The following is a 19,248-nucleotide window of genomic DNA, read 5'->3' on the forward strand; positions in this document are numbered from 1 at the left end:
CGCTACCCGGTCTGGATTACTCTCACTGGTCCGATACGCTTTCCCGCAGCGGTTTGACGGGCAACACCTGCACCTGTTTAATCATATTATCCTGCACGTCGAGAATATCGATATCGTACTGCCCAATACGCACACGTGTGCCAGCAACCGGGATCTCTTCCAGCGCTTCAAGAATAATACCGTTCACAGTACGTGCGTCATCTACCGGCAGGTGCCAGTTAAACGCCTTATTGATTTCACGAACGTTGGCGCTACCGTCAATGATCACCGAACCGTCATTCTGCGGCGTGACTTCTTCGGCAAGCGTCGGTGACATTGAGGTCGTGAAGTCACCAACAATCTCTTCCAGGATATCCTCGACCGTAACCAGTCCCTGAATATCGCCATATTCATTGACGACCAGTCCCACTTTCTTCTTATTGCGCTGAAATTTAATGAGCTGAGTGCTGAGTGGCGTGCCTTCCGGAACGTAATAAATTTCGTCGGCGGCGCGTAACATGGTCTCTTTGGTGAACTCTTTTTTCTCGGCCATCAATCGCCAGGCTTCACGTACGCGCAGCATGCTGATGGCGTCGTCGAGCGAGTCGCGATACAGCACAATACGACCGTGCGGGGAGTGCGAGAGCTGACGCACGATTGATTTCCAGTCATCGTTAATATCAATGCCGATGATTTCATTACGCGGGATCATGATGTCATCGACGCTGACTTTTTCCAGATCCAGCACTGACAGCAGCATATCCTGGTTACGGCGTGATATTTGCGAGCGCGATTCATTCACCAGTGTGCGTAGCTCATCTTTACTCAACGAACCGCTCACCACGATATCCGTTTTGATGCCCATCATGCGCATCAGCAGCCGCGTGATGGTGTTGAGTAGCCATACTAACGGCATCATCAGAATCTGTAGGGGAGCCAGCAGGACGCTGCTCGGATAGGCGACTTTTTCCGGATATAGCGCGGCAATCGTCTTTGGCAGCACTTCGGCAAAAACCAGCACCACAAACGTCAGTACCCCGGTGGCAATAGCGACGCCCGCATCGCCATACAGGCGCATACCGACAATGGTGCCGAGCGCGGAGGCCAGAATATTCACCAGATTATTACCGATGAGCACCAGGCTTATCAGGCGATCCGGCTTGCGAAGTAACTTTTCAACGCGTTTTGCCTGTCGATTTCCCTGCTTGGCCCGATGACGTAGACGATAGCGATTCAGGGTCATCATTCCGGTTTCAGAACCGGAAAAATAGGCGGAAATGACCACCATGATGAGGAGCGTGACAATGAGCGTGGTGGTGGAGATGTGTTCCACGTAGGATTCCTTAAAGATTTAACTCACGAACTGCTGCAGGATGCGACTGCCGAAATAGGCCAGCGTCAGAATGCCTGCGCCTGCGACGTTAAACCATACGACGCGACGTCCGCGCCAACCTTCATGGTAATGCCCCCACAACAGAACGATATAGACAAACCATGCCACGATAGAGAGAACGGCTTTATCAATGTTCTCGGTACTGAACAGGTTATGCATGTAAAACAGGCCAGTGCACAGGGTGAGCGTCAGCAGAACCACGCCAATTTGGGTGATATGAAACATTTTCCGCTCAATACTCATCAGTGGCGGCATCTCATTGCTGAAGGCCAGTTTCTTGTTTTTCAGCTGGTAGTCAATCCACGCAAGCTGTAGCGCATAGAGTGCGGCGATAATCAGCGTGGCGTAAGCGAACAGCGATAGCCCGATGTGAATCATCATGCCCGGCGTAGCTTCGAGATGAGTGATGAACTCGTTAGGCATAAACGTGGCGAAGGCCAGGTTTATCAGCGCAAAGGCGTAGACAATAGGCAGCAATAACCAGCCACGATTGCGGGACGCGACGATGGTCATTACCGTACAGATCATCAGGCTTACCAGCGAGCCGACGTTCAACAGACTCAGGTTTTGTCCGCTTTCACCGCCGGGTAGGATACGCGCTTCCAGGGCGATAGCATGGCTTACCAGCGCAACAACCGCAGAGAGAATAGCCATACGCCGCCAGCCGCTGTTTTTTTGCAGCAGTGCGGGAATAATCAGCGCGAGGCTGACTGAGTAGGCGACAAGGGCGAGCAGAGCAAAAACGGGCATATAGGTGTCGACAGTTGGCCAGTGATAAAGAAAAGCAGTATAGCGTTACGTGACCGCTGCTCCAACCGTTGCATAACAACAAAGGCGGCTTCATGTTATACTGCGACAAATTTCTGTTGATGTGTCGCTGTCGCGACCGACCGTTTCCACCCCAGGCGAGAGACAATGTTTGATAATTTAACCGATCGTTTGTCGCGCACGCTGCGCAATATCAGTGGCCGTGGACGCCTTACTGAAGACAACGTTAAAGAGACGCTGCGCGAAGTGCGCATGGCGCTGCTGGAGGCTGACGTAGCGCTGCCGGTAGTGCGTGAGTTTATCAATCGCGTAAAAGAGAAAGCGGTTGGTCATGAAGTTAACAAAAGCCTGACGCCGGGTCAGGAGTTCGTCAAGATTGTCCGTAACGAACTGGTTGCGGCAATGGGCGAAGAAAACCAGACCCTGAATCTGGCTGCACAGCCGCCAGCCGTGGTGCTGATGGCGGGCCTGCAGGGTGCGGGTAAAACGACCAGCGTCGGTAAGCTGGGTAAATTCCTGCGCGAGAAGCATAAGAAGAAAGTGCTGGTGGTCTCCGCGGACGTTTATCGCCCGGCGGCGATTAAACAGCTGGAAACGCTGGCCGAGCAGGTCGGTGTGGACTTCTTCCCGTCGGATGTCGGCCAGAAGCCGGTCGATATCGTTAACGCCGCGCTGAAAGAAGCCAAACTCAAATTCTACGACGTGCTGCTGGTGGATACCGCCGGTCGTCTGCACGTTGACGAAGCGATGATGGACGAAATCAAACAGGTCCACGCTTCTATCAAACCGGTAGAAACGCTGTTTGTGGTCGACGCCATGACCGGTCAGGATGCCGCGAATACCGCAAAAGCCTTTAACGAAGCGCTGCCGCTAACCGGCGTAGTGCTGACAAAAGTTGATGGTGATGCCCGTGGCGGTGCGGCGCTCTCTATTCGTCATATTACCGGTAAGCCGATTAAATTCCTCGGCGTCGGCGAGAAAACCGAAGCACTGGAGCCGTTCCATCCGGACAGGATTGCTTCGCGCATTCTCGGCATGGGCGACGTGCTGTCGCTGATCGAAGATATCGAAAGCAAGGTTGACCGCGCGCAGGCAGAAAAATTAGCCAGCAAGCTGAAAAAAGGCGATGGCTTCGATCTCAACGATTTCCTTGAACAGCTCAACCAGATGAAAAACATGGGCGGTATGGCAAGCCTGATGGGCAAGCTGCCGGGCATGGGTCAGATCCCTGACAATGTGAAATCGCAGATGGACGATAAAGTGCTGGTGCGTATGGAAGCCATCATCAACTCGATGACGATGAAAGAACGCGCTAAGCCGGAAATTATCAAAGGTTCCCGTAAACGCCGTATCGCTGCCGGTTGCGGTATGCAGGTTCAGGACGTAAACCGCCTTCTGAAACAGTTCGACGACATGCAGCGCATGATGAAGAAAATGAAGAAGGGCGGAATGGCGAAGATGATGCGTGGTATGAAGGGGATGATGCCGCCTGGATTCCCAGGCCGCTAATCGGCCTGGCTTGTTTGCCATTTCGGCACCGGGGTGTGCTCGCCATCCTCACGTACTGCGTGTACGCTCCGGTGGCTGCGCGCACGCCGGCACCGAACTGACGGCACCGCCAACGGCCTTTTATAGCAGAGTTATCAACTGCTGATTGCATTTTCCCCAGAAATCAGTAAAATTTTCGGGCTTTTAATATGACACCCGGGCTCCGTTCCTCGATGGGGCCTGGGTGTTTTATTCACACAAGAGGATGTTATGGTTACTATTCGTTTAGCTCGTCACGGCGCTAAAAAGCGTCCGTTCTACCAGGTTGTTGTTACCGACAGCCGTAATGCACGCAACGGTCGCTTCATCGAGCGCGTTGGCTTCTTTAACCCAATCGCTAGCGAAAAAGAAGAAGGCACTCGCCTGGATCTGGATCGCATCGCTCACTGGGTTGGCCAGGGCGCGACTATTTCTGATCGCGTAGCTACGCTGATCAAAGCAGCAAACAAAGCAGCTTAATCTGTCACGGTGGTCATGATGAGCAAGCAACTCGCCGCACAGGCTCCTGTGGAACCCATCGTTTTGGGGAAAATGGGGTCTTCTTACGGTATCCGTGGTTGGCTCAGAGTGTTTTCTTCCACTGAAGACGCCGAAAGCATTTTTGACTATCAGCCCTGGTTTATCCAGAAGGCGGGTCAGTGGCAGCAAGTACAGCTGGAAAGCTGGAAGCACCACAATCAGGATCTGATCATCAAGCTGAAAGGCGTTGACGATCGTGATTCGGCGAATCTACTGACTAATTGCGAAATTGTCGTGGATTCCTCGCAGTTGCCAGCGCTGGAAGATGGTTCCTACTACTGGAAAGACCTTATGGGCTGCCAGGTAGTGACTACTGAAGGCTACGATCTCGGTAAAGTCGTCGATATGATGGAAACCGGTTCGAATGACGTCATCGTCATCAAGGCAAACCTGAAAGATGCGTTTGGTATCAAGGAACGTCTTGTGCCGTTCCTCGATGGGCAGGTTATCAAGAAAGTCGATCTCGCTACTCGTACTATCGAAGTAGATTGGGATCCTGGTTTTTAAACCACCGGATAAACGGTAAAAGTCGGCGTTATGGGGATTGGCTTGTGTTTATAGGTATCGTTAGCCTGTTTCCAGAAATGTTCCGCGCAATTACCGATTACGGGGTAACTGGCCGGGCAGTAAAAAATGGCCTGCTGAACATCCAGAGCTGGAGTCCTCGTGACTTTACTCATGACCGGCACCGTACCGTGGACGATCGTCCTTACGGCGGCGGACCGGGGATGTTAATGATGGTGCAACCTTTACGGGACGCCATTCATGCAGCAAAAGCTGCGGCTGGTGAAGGCGCAAAGGTGATTTATCTGTCACCTCAGGGACGCAAGCTTGATCAAGCGGGCGTTAGCGAACTGGCCACGAATCAAAAGCTGATTCTGGTATGTGGTCGCTATGAAGGAATAGATGAGCGCGTGATTCAAACCGAAATTGACGAAGAATGGTCAATCGGCGATTACGTACTCAGCGGTGGTGAGTTACCGGCAATGACGCTGATCGACTCCGTTTCCCGGTTTATTCCGGGAGTTCTGGGTCATGAAGCTTCGGCAATCGAAGATTCTTTTGCTGATGGGTTGCTGGATTGCCCGCACTATACCCGACCTGAAGTGTTAGAGCAGATGGAAGTACCGGCAGTGTTACTGTCGGGGAACCACGCTGAGATACGTCGCTGGCGTTTGAAGCAGTCGCTGGGCCGGACCTGGCTTAGAAGACCTGAACTTCTGGAAAACCTGGCTCTGACTGAAGAGCAAGCAAGGTTGCTGGCGGAGTTCAAAACGGAACACGCACAACAGCAACATAAACATGATGGGCAGGCGTAAGCCCCCAATATCAGTTTACCCAGGATAAGAGATTAAATTATGAGCAACATTATTAAGCAACTTGAACAAGAACAGATGAAGCAGGACGTACCTTCCTTCCGTCCGGGTGATACCGTGGAAGTGAAAGTATGGGTTGTTGAAGGTTCCAAAAAACGTCTGCAGGCATTCGAGGGCGTGGTTATCGCTATTCGTAACCGCGGTCTGCACTCTGCATTCACTGTTCGTAAAATTTCCAACGGCGAAGGCGTTGAGCGTGTCTTCCAGACTCACTCTCCGGTAGTTGACAGCATTGCTGTTAAACGTCGTGGTGCCGTTCGTAAAGCTAAACTGTACTACCTGCGTGAGCGCACTGGTAAGTCTGCTCGTATCAAAGAGCGTCTTAACTAAGATTCGCGCAAGCGACATCCTGTTAGAAAAGGGCTGGCCGAAAGGCTGGCCCTTTTTTTATCCCGACGTTTACTCTTTTGTTCTTTATGGCAATGGAAGGACTGCGCGGCGCGCAGCCAGTTGGGGGATGATTATGGTGTCGTGATCACGACCGCCACGCGGCGGTTTTCAGCGCGACCTTTTGATGTCTGGTTGCTCGCAATGGGATATTTCTTCCCGAGTCCCTGAGTCGTCAGGTTGGTGCGGGGAATATTAGCGCCCTGCGCCCAGGCATCGGCAACAACATTAGCGCGTTTGAGTGACAGAGCTTCGTTATAGCTGTCTTCGCCGTAGTTATCGGTATGACCATCCAGACGCGCATGGTTTAGCCCGGTAGCTGCCAGTTTGGATGCCATTTCCTTGATCTGTTTTTCACTTTCAGGACGGAGCTTATAGTCATTTTTGTCAAACAGGATGTTGTCAGCCAGGCCAAGAGACCAGTCTCCTGATGCTTCGGTAAATCCATACGATTTCATGGCTGCAATTTGCTCTGGGGTAAATTTCCCCTGAGGTGCCTGACAGCCTGCAAGAATCAGTAAAAGCAGAAGAAACGGGGATAATAAACGTTTTAGCATGTGTGTAATTCCTTATTATTTAATAATGCGTTCAGAACGCAAATGTTTAGCCTGATACATATTTTGATCGGCAAGTTCTTGTAATTTTTCGGCAGAGGCATGTTCCCACGTCAGCGCAAACCCAATGCTGAGTGTCATGCTTGCCAGATGACCATTATGCAGGTCAAAAGGTCGGTTAAACTCTTGTGACAGTGCCGCGCAGATCCGCTGAACCTCATATTCAGAGTGAACGCTATACAGCACCATAGCGAACTCATCGCCGCCAAGTCTGTATGGGTAATGGCGACTCCCCCCAAACTCGGATAACCTTTTTGCGACTTCAATCAGGACCCGATCCCCCGCTGCGTGGCCCCAGGTATCATTAATAAATTTAAAATTATCGCCATCAAGGAATAACAATGCCGAGCTGCTGTGCGCTGCGTCGTCATTCATTAGGGCATTTATGCTGCTGCGAAATGCGGCGCGATTAGCCAGACCCGTCAGAGGATCATGTAGTGCAGTACGCAAAAGCTGAGCGTTTTTTGCCTGCAGTTTAAGTTGCCACTCCTCCATCTCGTCCAGCAGACTATTAAAGTCCAGGGCAAAGAGATGAAACTCTTCAATGCGTTCCTCTGATACGCGCCGTGAAAAGTTACGGTTGGTACGAACATCATGTACCACTTCGGTAATGTTTTGCAGTGCATCCACAACACCATTGTGTAAATAGCGAGTGAGCATTAATGCAATACTGGATGCCACCAGAATGCACCCGGTAAGGACGGCCAGCGACAAATAGATGAAATGACTGATAACGCTATCGCGCGCAGTCAATCGTACTTCGCCGATGACGTTGCCATTATGCAAAATCGGCTGAGTGACCGGTTGTGGGAACAGCCAGTGGCTGATCATCCCGCTGATCTTTTCAGTGGTATCCTGCGCGTTATAGCGCCAGGTGGCGATCACCTTCTGGTTTTTATTACGGACTTCTGCAACGGAAAATTGCCCCTGCTGGCCCAGTGCCGCCAGCGTTTCAGTTGCTGCAACACTATCAGAAAAGACTAATGCAGCTTCGAGCGTACGGGTCATGGTAGCGGCAGTCAGATCCAGATTCTTTTGCGCATACTGTCTTAATGCCAGCACGGAAGAAATGCTGAGCAGCAGCCAGATCAGCATCATGGTTACCAGAACGCTGATTATGCTGATACGCCGTAATGTTCGCTTAAACGTCGGGCGTGCTATGGGAGAATGGCCCTTATCCATGCTTATTATTCCGTGCAAGCATCAATACGTCTGGACTGACCCTTACGCCGCTGCGTGAAAGGGAATCCATATTTACGGAAAATCTTACATCTTCGTCTTTAATTATGAGACAAAAGGCGCTGCCAATAACGCATTCGGGGTTCTGTTCAGCAATTAATAACAATGCCTTAGTCGGATATTTATTCTTTAATTCCACCTGATAAGTAGGGGATTCTTTTCCAAAATAAAAACCGTCACACTGCGAAACTAATATTTCTTGTTCCGTACGGATGATGACGGGAAGATAGGGTAATGCGCCTGCACTGGTATCTTTCAGGACACTGGAAAAACGCGATGAAGAGAAAATACACAGTTTTGGGGGCCCGGAAAGTGCAGGCCAGCGTGTATAACTGACGATGCCGGAAACCATAGTGCGTACAGATTTTGCTTCTTCCGTAACGCTTTGGGCATACAGCGGTAATCCGGTCAGGAGCAGTGCCAGTAGAAGTATGAGTCGGTAAGAATAGCTCATGAATAGTTACCTACCAGCGTTTGCTGTAAAACGTCGAAATACATTCAAGATTGTTTGCAACAAAATAACATTATTTTCCTAAGCCGTCATTATTCCTGGAATAATGCTATTGGTGATTTAAGTTAAATCTTAATGGTTTATAAAATATAAACCATTGTTTAATTTAATCTTATCGAGGCGGCACCCTCGTTTGCCCCTTGCTGCCAGGCGCTGTGTAACTGGTCAACATTTTCGACAGTATCGCAACTGGGCGGAAAAGTTTTTCCGGTCAGGCCTCTGGCATAAACAAAATCCTGCTGGCAGGTTTTACGCTGTCCCTCGGCGTAACCCTTAAGGTATTCCGTACGATCGACGTTGCGGTCATTGTAGTTGTCGGCAAGCGTTTCATTATCTTTAACGGCATAGCCCGAAATGGCATCTTGTATCCCGGCGTCGTACCAGTCGGTACCAGTCCAGGTAGGGGCATGGGTGTAGGGATCTATCTGACATCCGCTTAGAAGTAATAGAAATAAGGTGCTGATGAGTTGCTTCATTGCCTGTGCTCCTTCGTTTTTTTAAGCATAGTGGATCTGAAAATTTGGTAATGTAAACTTAATTGTACATTTATAAGGGCTGATTTTGCCTTAAAATATCACCATGTAAATTAAAATTTACGGATTGTGGATTGAAATCTTTACCCGTTGTGATATCGTTATTTCCTCCTCGCTGAGGATCAACTATCGCAAACGAGCAAAACAGGATCACCATCATGCAAAAAGACGCGCTGAACAACGTACATATTACCGACGAACAGGTTCTGATGACCCCGGAGCAGCTGAAAGCTGAATTTCCGCTGAGCCAGGAGCAAGAGGCGCAAATCGCCCAGTCGCGTAAAACCATCTCAGATATTATCTCTGGTCGCGATCCTCGCCTGCTGGTGGTATGTGGCCCATGCTCCATTCACGATCCTGAAATGGCGATTGAGTATGCTCGTCGATTTAAAGCCCTTGCCGCAGAGGTCAGCGATAGCCTCTACCTGGTGATGCGCGTCTATTTTGAAAAACCCCGTACCACTGTCGGCTGGAAAGGGTTAATTAACGATCCTCATATGGATGGCTCTTTTGATGTTGAAGCAGGTCTGAAAATTGCGCGTCAGCTGCTGCTTGAACTGGTAAATATGGGACTGCCGCTGGCAACTGAAGCGCTGGATCCAAATAGCCCGCAATACCTGGGCGATCTGTTTAGCTGGTCCGCAATCGGTGCCCGTACTACGGAATCGCAGACTCACCGTGAAATGGCTTCCGGTCTTTCGATGCCGGTTGGCTTTAAGAATGGTACCGACGGTAGCCTGGCGACCGCCATTAACGCCATGCGTGCGGCTGCGCAGTCGCACCGCTTTGTCGGTATTAATCAGGCCGGGCAGGTTGCACTGCTGCAAACACAGGGGAATCCGGACGGTCACGTGATCTTGCGCGGGGGTAAAGCGCCGAACTACAGCCCGGCAGATGTCGCCCAGTGCGAAAAAGAGATGGAGCAGGCGGGACTAAGACCTTCTCTGATGGTAGATTGCAGTCATGGTAATTCCAATAAAGATTACCGCCGTCAGCCTGCCGTGGCTGAATCCGTGATTGCACAAATCAAAGATGGCAATCGCTCGATCATTGGCTTGATGATTGAAAGTAATATTCACGAAGGCAACCAGTCTTCTGAACAGCCGCGCAGCGAAATGAAATACGGCGTGTCCGTAACCGATGCCTGCATCAGTTGGGAAATGACGGATGCGCTGCTGCGTGAAATTAGCCAGGATTTAAACGGCCAGCTGTCGGCGCGTGTAGCATAAGAGGTTGGTTATGGTTGCTGAATTGACCGCATTACGCGATCAAATTGATGAAGTCGACAAGGCGTTGCTGGATTTACTGGCACGCCGCCTGGAGCTGGTTGCCGAAGTTGGTGAAGTAAAAAGCCGCTTTGGGCTGCCGATCTACGTACCGGAACGGGAAGCCTCTATGCTGGCCTCTCGTCGTGCGGAAGCGGAAGCCCTTGGCGTGCCGCCGGACCTGATTGAAGATGTGCTACGCCGCGTTATGCGTGAGTCCTACTCCAGTGAGAACGACAAAGGGTTTAAAACGCTTTGTCCTTCTCTGCGGCCGGTGGTGATTGTCGGCGGTGGCGGTCAGATGGGGCGTCTGTTCGAAAAAATGCTCACCCTGTCAGGTTACCAGGTGCGGATCCTGGAACAGCAGGACTGGGATCGCGCGCCGGAGATCGTCTCTGATGCCGGCATGGTGATCGTCAGCGTGCCGATCCACGTCACCGAGCAGGTGATCGCCAAACTACCGCGTCTGCCGTCTGACTGCATCCTGGTGGATCTGGCTTCAGTGAAAAATGGTCCTTTGCAGGCGATGCTGGCTGCACATGATGGCCCGGTGGTGGGGTTACACCCAATGTTTGGTCCGGACAGCGGCAGTCTGGCCAAGCAGGTCGTAGTTTGGTGTGACGGACGTCAGCCGGAAGCTTATCAGTGGTTTCTGGAACAGATTCAGGTATGGGGTGCGCGACTGCATCGGATCAGCGCCGTTGAACATGATCAGAACATGGCGTTTATTCAGGCACTGCGTCACTTTGCGACCTTTGCTTACGGTCTGCATTTAGCGGAAGAGAACGTTCAACTGGAGCAGCTGCTGGCGCTCTCTTCGCCGATTTACCGCCTTGAACTGGCAATGGTTGGCCGTCTGTTTGCCCAGGATCCGCAGCTCTATGCCGATATTATTATGTCGTCTGAGAGCAACCTTGCGCTGATTAAACGCTACTACCAACGTTTTGGCGAGGCGATCGGTTTGCTGGAGCAGGGCGATAAGCAAGCGTTTATCGACAGCTTCCGTAAGGTGGAGCACTGGTTTGGCGATTATGCGAAACGCTTCCAGAGTGAAAGCCGTACTTTGTTACGTCAGGCGAATGACAGCCGTCCTTAATTAAGATGCCGGATGGCGGCTTCGCCTTATCCGGCCTTCAAAAATCGTATGAATCGTAGGCCGGATAAGCGTAGCGCCATCCGGCATTGTCAAACGTTAGCTCGGATCGACTGGCACCACGTTCTCACTTGGATAGCATCCCAGTACTTTCATCGAACGCGTAATCTCACCCAGCTCTTTCAATGCTTTTTGCATCTGGGGCGATTCCAGGTTGGCCTGGATATCAAGATAAAACATCTCTTCCCACGGATTGCCGTGAATCGGGCGTGACTCCAGTTTAGTCATAATCAGATTATGGTTACGCAGTACCAGCAGCGCCTCAACCAGCGCACCGGCCTGTTGTCCTGTTGCCATCAGCAGCGTGGTTTTTGCCGGAACCTGGTCGGATACATTGATTGCTTTACGTGCCAGCACCACGAAACGGGTGATGTTTTGCGACTGGTTAGCCTCAATATGTTCGAGAACCTGCAATCCATACAGTACGCCTCCGGCTTCGCTCCCCAGGGCCGCCACGCGCGGTGAGTTAGCCTGCGCAACTTTTTCCATCGCCGCAGAGGTGCTTTCGGTGTACTCAATCTTCCAGTGCGGGTAGCGATTCAGGAACTTGCTGCACTGCTGGAACGGCTGCGGATGACTATATACCGTTTCAATGGTCTCAAGATCCGTTGTGCCAGACACCAGTACACAGTGGTCTATTGTAATGGTCATCTCGCCAACGATAGACAGGCTGGTGTGCTGAAGCAGGTCGTAAACGTCGTTAATCCCACCGGAGCTGGTGTTTTCAATCGGAACTACAGCATAGTCAGCCTGTCCGGTTTCGACCTGATTAAAGATATCGGCAAATTTTGCGCAGCCGCTTTCAATAAATTGTTCAAAATGGCGGGCAGCGTACTGACGTGCTGCGAGGTGAGAATATGACCCTTTTGGCCCAAGGAAGGCCACGCGCGCGGAGTGTGGGTTAATTTTGTTCAGGTGCTGCTGGAGCAGTGCCTGTTGAGTCAGGACGGAGTCTTCGATGATGAGCTGGAACAGGCGAGTAATGTAGTGAGCATCAAGATGATGTGCTTTGCCAAGCTGAATGAGTCGGTCCAAAAGGTCACGTTCACGGTCGATATCACGAACCGGACGATGCGAAAGCAGTTTGGCTTTACCAACTTCTACGGCCAGTCCACGTCGCTCAGCCAGCAGGGCCAGTAATTTTTCATCCAGCGTGCTGATCTTATCGCGCAGCGCCAGCAATGGGTTTTTCGATGTCATAGTGTTGCCTTTCTTGTTATCAATAAAAAAGGCCCCCCGTTGTGGGAGGCCTTATTGTTCGTCTTCGCATTCTTTATCACACGACGAAACGCCTCCCATTCAGGGGAAGGTAAAAAAGAATGCGAAGAAGAACGGGACAAGTTTCATGTAATTTTCCTTTGGCTACGTCAGTAAAGTACCCGTACTGTTTTCACCCTGTCAACAAAAAACGCGCCCGAAGGCGCGTTGGCGATACACTCAATGTAAGGGACTACTCTTCTTCTGCTTCGACGAAGTTGGCGTCTTTGACTGAAGTTGTTGCACGACGGGCTTCGCCTTTGTGCTGCACTTTATTGAGCTGCCGTTCCAGCTTGTTGATCAAATCGTTAATTGCGGTGTACATATCCTCGTGTTTTGCGCTGGCGACCAGATGTCCGTTCGGTGTATTGATGGTGGCATCAGCAATGAAACCCTGTGGCTCCTTAGACAGAATGATATGTGGATTAATCAGATGAGTTTGCCATTTTTCTAGTTTGGCGAGACGGTCTGCGACATGCTGGCGGATTGCCGGAGTAATTTCCATTTGTTTACTGGTAATGTTCATTGTCATAAATTTTACCTCTTGTCTTTCCCGTCTTGGTGATTCCAGCATACCGTTCCTAATGTCAAAATGTGTGATCTAAATCACATTATTTTGTCGCTTTTTGTCAAGAAAACCTTTTTGTGAGGCACCGCAGGAACAGGCGATTTTTTACTTGAGGAATACCTGAAAGCAGGCCATATTTGATGGGATGCGTTGGAGCTAAACCGCTTCAGTTGTGGCGTTAACGGATAAAAAAACGGCAGCCCTTGGGCTGCCGTTTTGCATTCTGAGGCAAATCAGGTATTGCTGCTGTTGGCGGCAATGATTTTCGCGACTTTTTCAGCCTGCGCATTCATCTGCATCTGGCGATAAGCGTTTTCCATCAACGGCAGGGCATTACGTGTTGCCTGGGTATCCGGGTAGTCGCGCAGCATGCCTTCCACACGGTTTACCACGGCAACCCATGCGCCGCGCGCAGTGTAGTATTCTGCAACGGAGTATTCATACTTCGCCAGCCGGTCTTTCAGGAACACCAGACGTTTGGTGGCGTCAGTGGTGTACTGGCTATTCGGATACCCACGCACCAGTTTGGAAAAGTCATTAAACGCAGCTCGGGCATGTTGTGGATCGCGATCGCTGCGATCCACACCAAAGAATCCTTGCAGTGCGCTATCATCCAACGCCATATTGGTCAGGCCACGCATATACATGACATAATCAATGTTAGGGTGTGTCGGGTTAAGACGGATAAAACGATCGATGGCAGCCTGAGCAAGTGGCAGATCGGCGTTTTTGTAGTAGGCATAGATGAGATCTAATTGCACCTGCTGAGAATACGGTCCAAATGGATAACGGTTATCCAACGCTTCCAATTGCGTTATTGCCTGTTTCCAGTTACCGTCCTGCAGCTTTTGCTGAGCAGTCGCGTAGATTTCATTTGGCGGATTATCGGGCACCTCTTCCTTTGAACCAGAGCAACCCGCCAAAAACAGGCTCAACGTGGCTGCTGCCACCAGATATTTCATGCGCGTCATGACGTTTTGACTTTCCTCAAAATGTAATACGGGAGATTCTCTGTTCCTGCTCCCGGTTAAGACCAGCTACAATAGCACACTATATTAAACGGCAAAGCCGTAAAACCCAACGTTAAACGAAGAAGCAGTTTATGGCACAACGAGTAGAACTCACCGCAACAGTCTCCGAAAATCAGCTCGGTCAACGCTTAGATCAGGCTTTGGCCGAATTGTTCCCTGATTATTCGCGATCGCGCATAAAAGAATGGATCCTCGACCAGCGCGTACTGGTAAATGACCAACTTTGCGATAAACCGAAAGAAAAAGTGTTGGGTGGAGAGCGTGTCTCCATCAACGCAGAAATTGATGAAGAGGTTCGTTTTGAACCTCAGGATATCCCACTGGATATCGTTTATGAAGATGACGACATTCTTGTCATCAACAAACCCCGTGACCTTGTAGTGCATCCGGGCGCCGGGAATCCCGATGGCACGGTATTGAATGCGTTACTGCATTACTACCCGCCAATCGCGGATGTTCCTCGTGCCGGTATCGTACACCGTCTGGATAAAGACACGACTGGATTAATGGTGGTGGCAAAAACGGTTCCGGCGCAAACACGTTTGGTGGAGTCGTTGCAGCTGCGCGAAATTACCCGTGAGTACGAAGCCGTGGCGATTGGTCACATGACTGCTGGCGGAACCGTTGAGGAACCGATTAGCCGTCACCCGACCAAGCGTACGCATATGGCGGTACACCCAATGGGTAAACCGGCGGTAACGCACTATCGCATTATGGAACACTTCCGTGTGCACACGCGTCTGCGGTTGCGTCTGGAAACCGGACGTACGCACCAGATCCGCGTGCACATGGCACATATCACTCATCCTCTGGTGGGCGATCAGGTCTACGGTGGCCGTCCACGTCCACCGAAAGGCGCTTCTGACGAATTTATCTCCGTACTGCGTAAGTTCGACCGTCAGGCGCTGCATGCGACCATGCTGCGTTTGTATCACCCGATTTCCGGTATCGAAATGGAATGGCATGCGCCGATTCCACAAGATATGGTGCAATTGATTGAAGTGATGCGCGCTGATTTCGAAGAACACAAGGATGATATTGCCTGGCTATGAGTAAGCTAATTGTCCCGCAGTGGCCGATACCGCAAGGTGTCGCGGCGTGTAGTTCTACCCGTATTGGCGGAGTCAGTATGCCGCCTTACGATTCGCTGAATCTGGGCGCCCATTGCGGCGATAACTCGGAGCATGTTGAAGAGAACCGCAAACGACTGTTTGCTGCGGGCAATCTGCCGTCAAAGCCGGTCTGGCTGGAGCAGGTCCACGGTAAGGATGTCCTGAAACTGACCGGCGAGCCTTACGCCTCCAAACGTACAGATGCGTCGTACAGCAACACGCCGGGCACCGTGTGTGCGGTGATGACCGCTGATTGTTTGCCGGTGTTGTTTTGCAATCGTGCCGGAACGGAAGTTGCTGCTGCCCATGCGGGTTGGCGCGGATTATGCGCCGGCGTGCTGGAAGAGACGGTGGCGTGTTTTGCCGACAAACCTGAAAACATTATTGCCTGGCTAGGCCCGGCGATAGGTCCAAACGCGTTTGAAGTTGGACCAGAAGTCCGCGAGGCGTTCATGACGAAAGATCCGCAAGCGGACCTTGCATTTGTGCCGCGCGGCGACAAGTATCTGGCGGATATCTACCAGCTTGCCCGTCAGCGCCTGGCCAATGTCGGCGTGGAGAATCTCTACGGTGGCGAACGTTGCACCTTCAGCGAAAGTGAGACGTTCTTCTCTTATCGTCGCGACAATACCACGGGTCGTATGGCAAGTTTTATTTGGCTGATATAACCTAAAGAATCAAGACGATCCGGTACGTGTAATTTTCTTTTCACATAATTCAGGTCATTCACCTTGAATAATTGAGGGATGACCTCATTTAATCTCCAGTAGCAATTTTGACCTGTTATGGGAGGAGTTATGCGTCTGGATCGTCTTACTAATAAATTCCAGCTTGCTCTTGCCGATGCCCAGTCACTCGCATTGGGGCACGACAATCAATTTATCGAACCACTTCATCTAATGAGCGCCTTGCTGAATCAGGAAGGGGGATCGGTACGTCCTTTATTAACGTCTGCTGGCATTAATGCTGGCCAGTTACGTACAGCCATTGACCAGGCGTTGAGCCGTTTGCCACAGGTAGAAGGTACCGGCGGCGATGTGCAGCCTTCTCAGGAACTGGTGCGTGTACTGAATCTTTGCGACAAGCTGGCGCAAAAACGTGGGGACAACTTTATTTCGTCAGAACTGTTCGTTCTGGCGGCGCTTGAGTCACGCGGTACGCTGACCGATTTATTAAAATCAGCAGGCGCGACGACCGCCAATATCACTCAGGCAATTGAACAAATGCGTGGAGGTGAAAGCGTGAATGACCAGGGGGCTGAAGACCAACGTCAGGCCTTGAAAAAATATACCGTTGATCTGACCGAACGTGCCGAACAGGGCAAACTCGATCCGGTCATCGGCCGTGATGAAGAAATTCGCCGTACCATTCAGGTGCTGCAACGTCGTACTAAAAATAACCCGGTGTTAATCGGTGAACCCGGTGTCGGTAAAACCGCCATCGTTGAAGGGCTGGCCCAACGCATCATCAATGGTGAAGTGCCGGAAGGCTTAAAAGGCCGTCGTGTACTGGCACTGGATATGGGCGCGCTGGTGGCTGGGGCCAAATATCGTGGTGAGTTCGAAGAACGTTTAAAAGGTGTGCTGAACGATCTCTCGAAACAGGAAGGCAACGTCATTCTGTTTATCGACGAATTGCATACCATGGTTGGGGCGGGTAAAGCCGATGGCGCAATGGACGCCGGGAACATGCTGAAACCTGCATTGGCCCGTGGGGAGCTGCACTGCGTAGGTGCAACAACGCTTGATGAATATCGCCAGTACATCGAAAAAGATGCGGCGCTGGAACGTCGTTTCCAGAAAGTGTTTGTGGCTGAACCTTCAGTGGAAGACACCATCGCAATCTTGCGTGGCCTGAAAGAACGTTATGAACTGCACCATCATGTGCAGATTACTGACCCGGCGATTGTTGCGGCAGCTACGCTGTCTCACCGCTATATTGCCGATCGTCAGTTGCCGGATAAAGCTATCGACCTTATTGACGAAGCGGCATCCAGCATTCGTATGCAGATTGACTCCAAGCCGGAGGAACTCGACAGACTCGACCGCCGTATTATCCAGCTCAAACTGGAACAGCAGGCATTAATGAAAGAGTCTGATGAGGCAAGTAAAAAACGTCTCGATATGCTCAACGAAGAGCTGGACGACAAAGAACGTCAGTATTCTGAGTTAGAGGAAGAGTGGAAAGCTGAAAAAGCTTCCCTCTCGGGAACGCAAACTATCAAGGCTGAGCTGGAGCAGGCAAAAATCGCCATCGAACAGGCGCGCCGCGTTGGCGACCTGGCGCGGATGTCTGAACTGCAGTACGGCAAAATTCCTGAACTGGAAAAACAGCTGGAAGCAGCCACCCAGTCTGAAGGCAAAACCATGCGTCTGCTGCGTAATAAAGTCACGGATGCAGAAATTGCTGAGGTGCTGGCGCGCTGGACCGGGATCCCGGTTGCTCGCATGCTGGAAGGCGAACGGGAAAAACTGTTGCGTATGGAGCAGGAGCTGCACAGCCGCGTGATTGGTCAGAACGAAGCGGTGGAAGCCGTTTCTAACGCCATCCGTCGTAGCCGTGCGGGCTTGTCTGATCCGAATCGTCCGATTGGTTCATTCCTGTTCCTTGGTCCAACCGGTGTCGGTAAAACCGAACTGTGCAAAGCGCTGGCAAACTTTATGTTCGACAGTGACGATGCAATGGTGCGTATCGATATGTCCGAGTTTATGGAGAAACACTCCGTGTCTCGTTTGGTCGGGGCACCTCCGGGATATGTCGGTTATGAAGAAGGTGGTTACCTGACGGAAGCAGTACGTCGTCGTCCTTACTCTGTCATCTTGTTGGATGAAGTGGAGAAGGCGCATCCGGATGTGTTCAACATTCTGCTGCAGGTGCTTGATGATGGTCGTCTGACTGACGGACAGGGGAGAACGGTCGACTTCCGTAATACGGTTGTCATTATGACCTCAAACCTGGGTTCCGATCTGATCCAGGAACGCTTCGGTGAGCTGGATTACGGCCATATGAAAGATATGGTGCTGGGCGTTGTGAGCAATAACTTCCGCCCGGAATTCATCAACCGTATAGATGAGGTTGTTGTGTTCCACCCGCTGGGTGAGCAGCATATTGCTTCTATTGCTCAGATCCAGTTGCAGCGTCTGTACAAACGTCTGGAAGAGCGTGGCTATGAAATCCATATTTCTGACGAGGCGCTTAAACTGCTGAGCGCGAATGGTTACGATCCGGTGTATGGCGCGCGTCCATTGAAACGTGCTATCCAGCAGCAGATCGAAAACCCGCTGGCGCAGCAAATTCTGTCTGGTGAACTGATTCCGGGCAAAACGATTCGTCTGGAAGTGAATGACGATCGCATAGTGGCAGTGCAGTAAGTCACAAAACAACAATAAACGGGCCCTGCGGGGCTCGTTTTTGTTTAAAATCCAGGCGGAAATGGACGTATTGATTGAAAAGTAATCGCTTGATAAGTTTTTTATATTTTTAACTTGTCAGCCTGAAATAACTCCCTATAATGCGCCTCCACTGACACGGAACAACGGATTACAAGCCGCCGGGTCAGCGGGGTTCCACTGAGAACTCCGGCGAAGAAAGCGAAATTAAATGCTTGACTTCGTAGCGGGATGGCGTAATATGCACACCCCGCGCCGCTGAGAAAAAGCGAAGCGGCACTGCTCTTTAACAATTTATCAGACAATCTGTGTGGGCACTCGAAGATACGGATTCTTAACGTCGCAAGACGAAAAATGAATACCAAGTCTCAACGAGTGAACACGTAATTCATTACGAAGTTTAATTCATTGAGCATCAAACTTTTAAATTGAAGAGTTTGATCATGGCTCAGATTGAACGCTGGCGGCAGGCCTAACACATGCAAGTCGAACGGTAGCACAGAGGAGCTTGCTCCTTGGGTGACGAGTGGCGGACGGGTGAGTAATGTCTGGGAAACTGCCCGATGGAGGGGGATAACTACTGGAAACGGTAGCTAATACCGCATA

The 19,248-nt window shown here is 51.0% G+C and carries 20 protein-coding genes, 1 rRNA gene and 1 other annotated feature (1 of these 22 cut by a window edge); of the genes, 11 read left to right on the top strand and 10 right to left on the bottom strand.

What is annotated here, in order from left to right; genetic code table 11:
• Nucleotides 1–22: 22 nt before the first annotated feature.
• Both OGY72_RS16125 and OGY72_RS16130 read right to left on the bottom strand, forming a co-directional pair.
• Nucleotides 23–1,312 (bottom strand): HlyC/CorC family transporter, encoded by a 1,290-nt coding sequence (locus tag OGY72_RS16125; protein ID WP_286548299.1) that lies wholly within the window; start codon nt 1,310–1,312, stop codon nt 23–25.
• Nucleotides 1,313–1,330: 18 nt separating this feature from the next.
• Nucleotides 1,331–2,122 carry a cytochrome C assembly family protein gene (locus OGY72_RS16130; RefSeq protein ID WP_003031224.1) on the bottom strand — a complete coding sequence of 264 codons (792 nt, stop codon included), beginning with the start codon at nt 2,120–2,122 and terminating at the stop codon, nt 1,331–1,333.
• Nucleotides 2,123–2,287: 165 nt separating this feature from the next.
• Between OGY72_RS16130 and ffh the strand changes: the two genes are divergently transcribed.
• From ffh to rplS, 5 genes are all read left to right on the top strand, one after another.
• Nucleotides 2,288–3,649 (top strand): signal recognition particle protein, encoded by a 1,362-nt coding sequence (gene ffh, locus OGY72_RS16135; protein ID WP_003031226.1) that lies wholly within the window; start codon nt 2,288–2,290, stop codon nt 3,647–3,649.
• Nucleotides 3,650–3,898: 249 nt separating this feature from the next.
• Nucleotides 3,899–4,147, top strand: coding sequence for a 30S ribosomal protein S16 (gene rpsP / locus OGY72_RS16140; protein WP_003031228.1), 249 nt, complete (start codon nt 3,899–3,901; stop codon nt 4,145–4,147).
• Nucleotides 4,148–4,165: 18 nt separating this feature from the next.
• The gene (gene rimM / locus OGY72_RS16145) at nt 4,166–4,714 is read left to right on the top strand and encodes a ribosome maturation factor RimM (RefSeq protein ID WP_003031230.1); all 549 of its coding nucleotides are present in this window, start codon (nt 4,166–4,168) and stop codon (nt 4,712–4,714) included.
• A gap of 44 nt (nt 4,715–4,758) precedes the next feature.
• On the top strand, nt 4,759–5,526 hold the full coding sequence (trmD, locus tag OGY72_RS16150; RefSeq protein ID WP_003826417.1) for a tRNA (guanosine(37)-N1)-methyltransferase TrmD: 768 nt from the start codon (nt 4,759–4,761) through the stop codon (nt 5,524–5,526).
• 39 nt (nt 5,527–5,565) lie between these two features.
• Nucleotides 5,566–5,913 carry a 50S ribosomal protein L19 gene (gene rplS / locus OGY72_RS16155; RefSeq protein ID WP_002914145.1) on the top strand — a complete coding sequence of 116 codons (348 nt, stop codon included), beginning with the start codon at nt 5,566–5,568 and terminating at the stop codon, nt 5,911–5,913.
• Nucleotides 5,914–6,044: 131 nt separating this feature from the next.
• Here rplS and OGY72_RS16160 read toward each other — a convergent pair whose 3' ends face one another.
• The 4 genes from OGY72_RS16160 to OGY72_RS16175 all read right to left on the bottom strand — a co-directional run bounded on the left by OGY72_RS16160 (nt 6,045) and on the right by OGY72_RS16175 (nt 8,810).
• Nucleotides 6,045–6,527 (bottom strand): OmpA family protein, encoded by a 483-nt coding sequence (locus OGY72_RS16160; RefSeq protein WP_286548302.1) that lies wholly within the window; start codon nt 6,525–6,527, stop codon nt 6,045–6,047.
• Nucleotides 6,528–6,542: 15 nt separating this feature from the next.
• Entirely contained in the window at nt 6,543–7,766 is a 1,224-nt protein-coding gene (gene dgcN, locus OGY72_RS16165) for a diguanylate cyclase DgcN/YfiN (protein ID WP_286548304.1), read from the bottom strand.
• Nucleotides 7,759–8,277 (bottom strand): regulatory sequestration protein YfiR, encoded by a 519-nt coding sequence (gene yfiR / locus OGY72_RS16170; RefSeq protein WP_148361624.1) that lies wholly within the window; start codon nt 8,275–8,277, stop codon nt 7,759–7,761. Before yfiR ends, dgcN begins: the two co-directional genes overlap by 8 nt.
• 158 nt (nt 8,278–8,435) lie before the next feature.
• Entirely contained in the window at nt 8,436–8,810 is a 375-nt protein-coding gene (locus OGY72_RS16175; RefSeq protein ID WP_286548307.1) for a DUF2799 domain-containing protein, read from the bottom strand.
• Nucleotides 8,811–9,025: 215 nt separating this feature from the next.
• Between OGY72_RS16175 and aroF the strand changes: the two genes are divergently transcribed.
• The gene (aroF, locus tag OGY72_RS16180) at nt 9,026–10,096 is read left to right on the top strand and encodes a 3-deoxy-7-phosphoheptulonate synthase AroF (protein WP_003031241.1); all 1,071 of its coding nucleotides are present in this window, start codon (nt 9,026–9,028) and stop codon (nt 10,094–10,096) included.
• Between the two features lie 10 nt (nt 10,097–10,106).
• Nucleotides 10,107–11,228, top strand: coding sequence for a bifunctional chorismate mutase/prephenate dehydrogenase (tyrA, locus tag OGY72_RS16185; protein ID WP_003826456.1), 1,122 nt, complete (start codon nt 10,107–10,109; stop codon nt 11,226–11,228).
• Between the two features lie 96 nt (nt 11,229–11,324).
• Here the strand turns inward: tyrA and pheA are convergent, their stop codons facing one another.
• The 4 genes from pheA to bamD form a co-directional block, all read right to left on the bottom strand.
• Nucleotides 11,325–12,485, bottom strand: coding sequence for a bifunctional chorismate mutase/prephenate dehydratase (pheA, locus tag OGY72_RS16190; RefSeq protein ID WP_286548310.1), 1,161 nt, complete (start codon nt 12,483–12,485; stop codon nt 11,325–11,327).
• A 22-nt stretch (nt 12,486–12,507) separates the two neighbouring features.
• Nucleotides 12,508–12,633 (bottom strand) — a sequence feature (Phe leader region).
• The gene (gene pheL / locus OGY72_RS16195; protein ID WP_100250063.1) at nt 12,585–12,632 is read right to left on the bottom strand and encodes a pheA operon leader peptide PheL; all 48 of its coding nucleotides are present in this window, start codon (nt 12,630–12,632) and stop codon (nt 12,585–12,587) included. It overlaps the preceding feature by 48 nt.
• Nucleotides 12,634–12,735: 102 nt before the next feature.
• A complete protein-coding gene (gene raiA, locus OGY72_RS16200) occupies nt 12,736–13,074 on the bottom strand; it encodes a ribosome-associated translation inhibitor RaiA (RefSeq protein ID WP_003031244.1) in 339 nt (112 codons plus the stop codon).
• A gap of 269 nt (nt 13,075–13,343) precedes the next feature.
• The gene (bamD, locus tag OGY72_RS16205; RefSeq protein ID WP_003826460.1) at nt 13,344–14,081 is read right to left on the bottom strand and encodes an outer membrane protein assembly factor BamD; all 738 of its coding nucleotides are present in this window, start codon (nt 14,079–14,081) and stop codon (nt 13,344–13,346) included.
• A gap of 131 nt (nt 14,082–14,212) precedes the next feature.
• Between bamD and rluD the strand changes: the two genes are divergently transcribed.
• The 4 genes from rluD to OGY72_RS16225 all read left to right on the top strand — a co-directional run.
• The gene (gene rluD, locus OGY72_RS16210; protein ID WP_003826464.1) at nt 14,213–15,193 is read left to right on the top strand and encodes a 23S rRNA pseudouridine(1911/1915/1917) synthase RluD; all 981 of its coding nucleotides are present in this window, start codon (nt 14,213–14,215) and stop codon (nt 15,191–15,193) included.
• Complete coding sequence (gene yfiH, locus OGY72_RS16215; RefSeq protein WP_286548312.1) at nt 15,190–15,921, top strand: purine nucleoside phosphorylase YfiH; 732 nt, start codon at nt 15,190–15,192, stop codon at nt 15,919–15,921. Before rluD ends, yfiH begins: the two co-directional genes overlap by 4 nt.
• Before the next feature lie 129 nt (nt 15,922–16,050).
• Entirely contained in the window at nt 16,051–18,624 is a 2,574-nt protein-coding gene (clpB, locus tag OGY72_RS16220; protein ID WP_003826468.1) for an ATP-dependent chaperone ClpB, read from the top strand.
• Between the two features lie 443 nt (nt 18,625–19,067).
• Nucleotides 19,068–19,248: ribosomal RNA gene (locus OGY72_RS16225) — 16S ribosomal RNA — on the top strand (it continues 1,361 nt past the right edge of the window).

This window comes from Citrobacter sp. Cpo221, from assembly GCF_030332345.1.
Classification (GTDB): domain Bacteria; phylum Pseudomonadota; class Gammaproteobacteria; order Enterobacterales; family Enterobacteriaceae; genus Citrobacter; species Citrobacter portucalensis.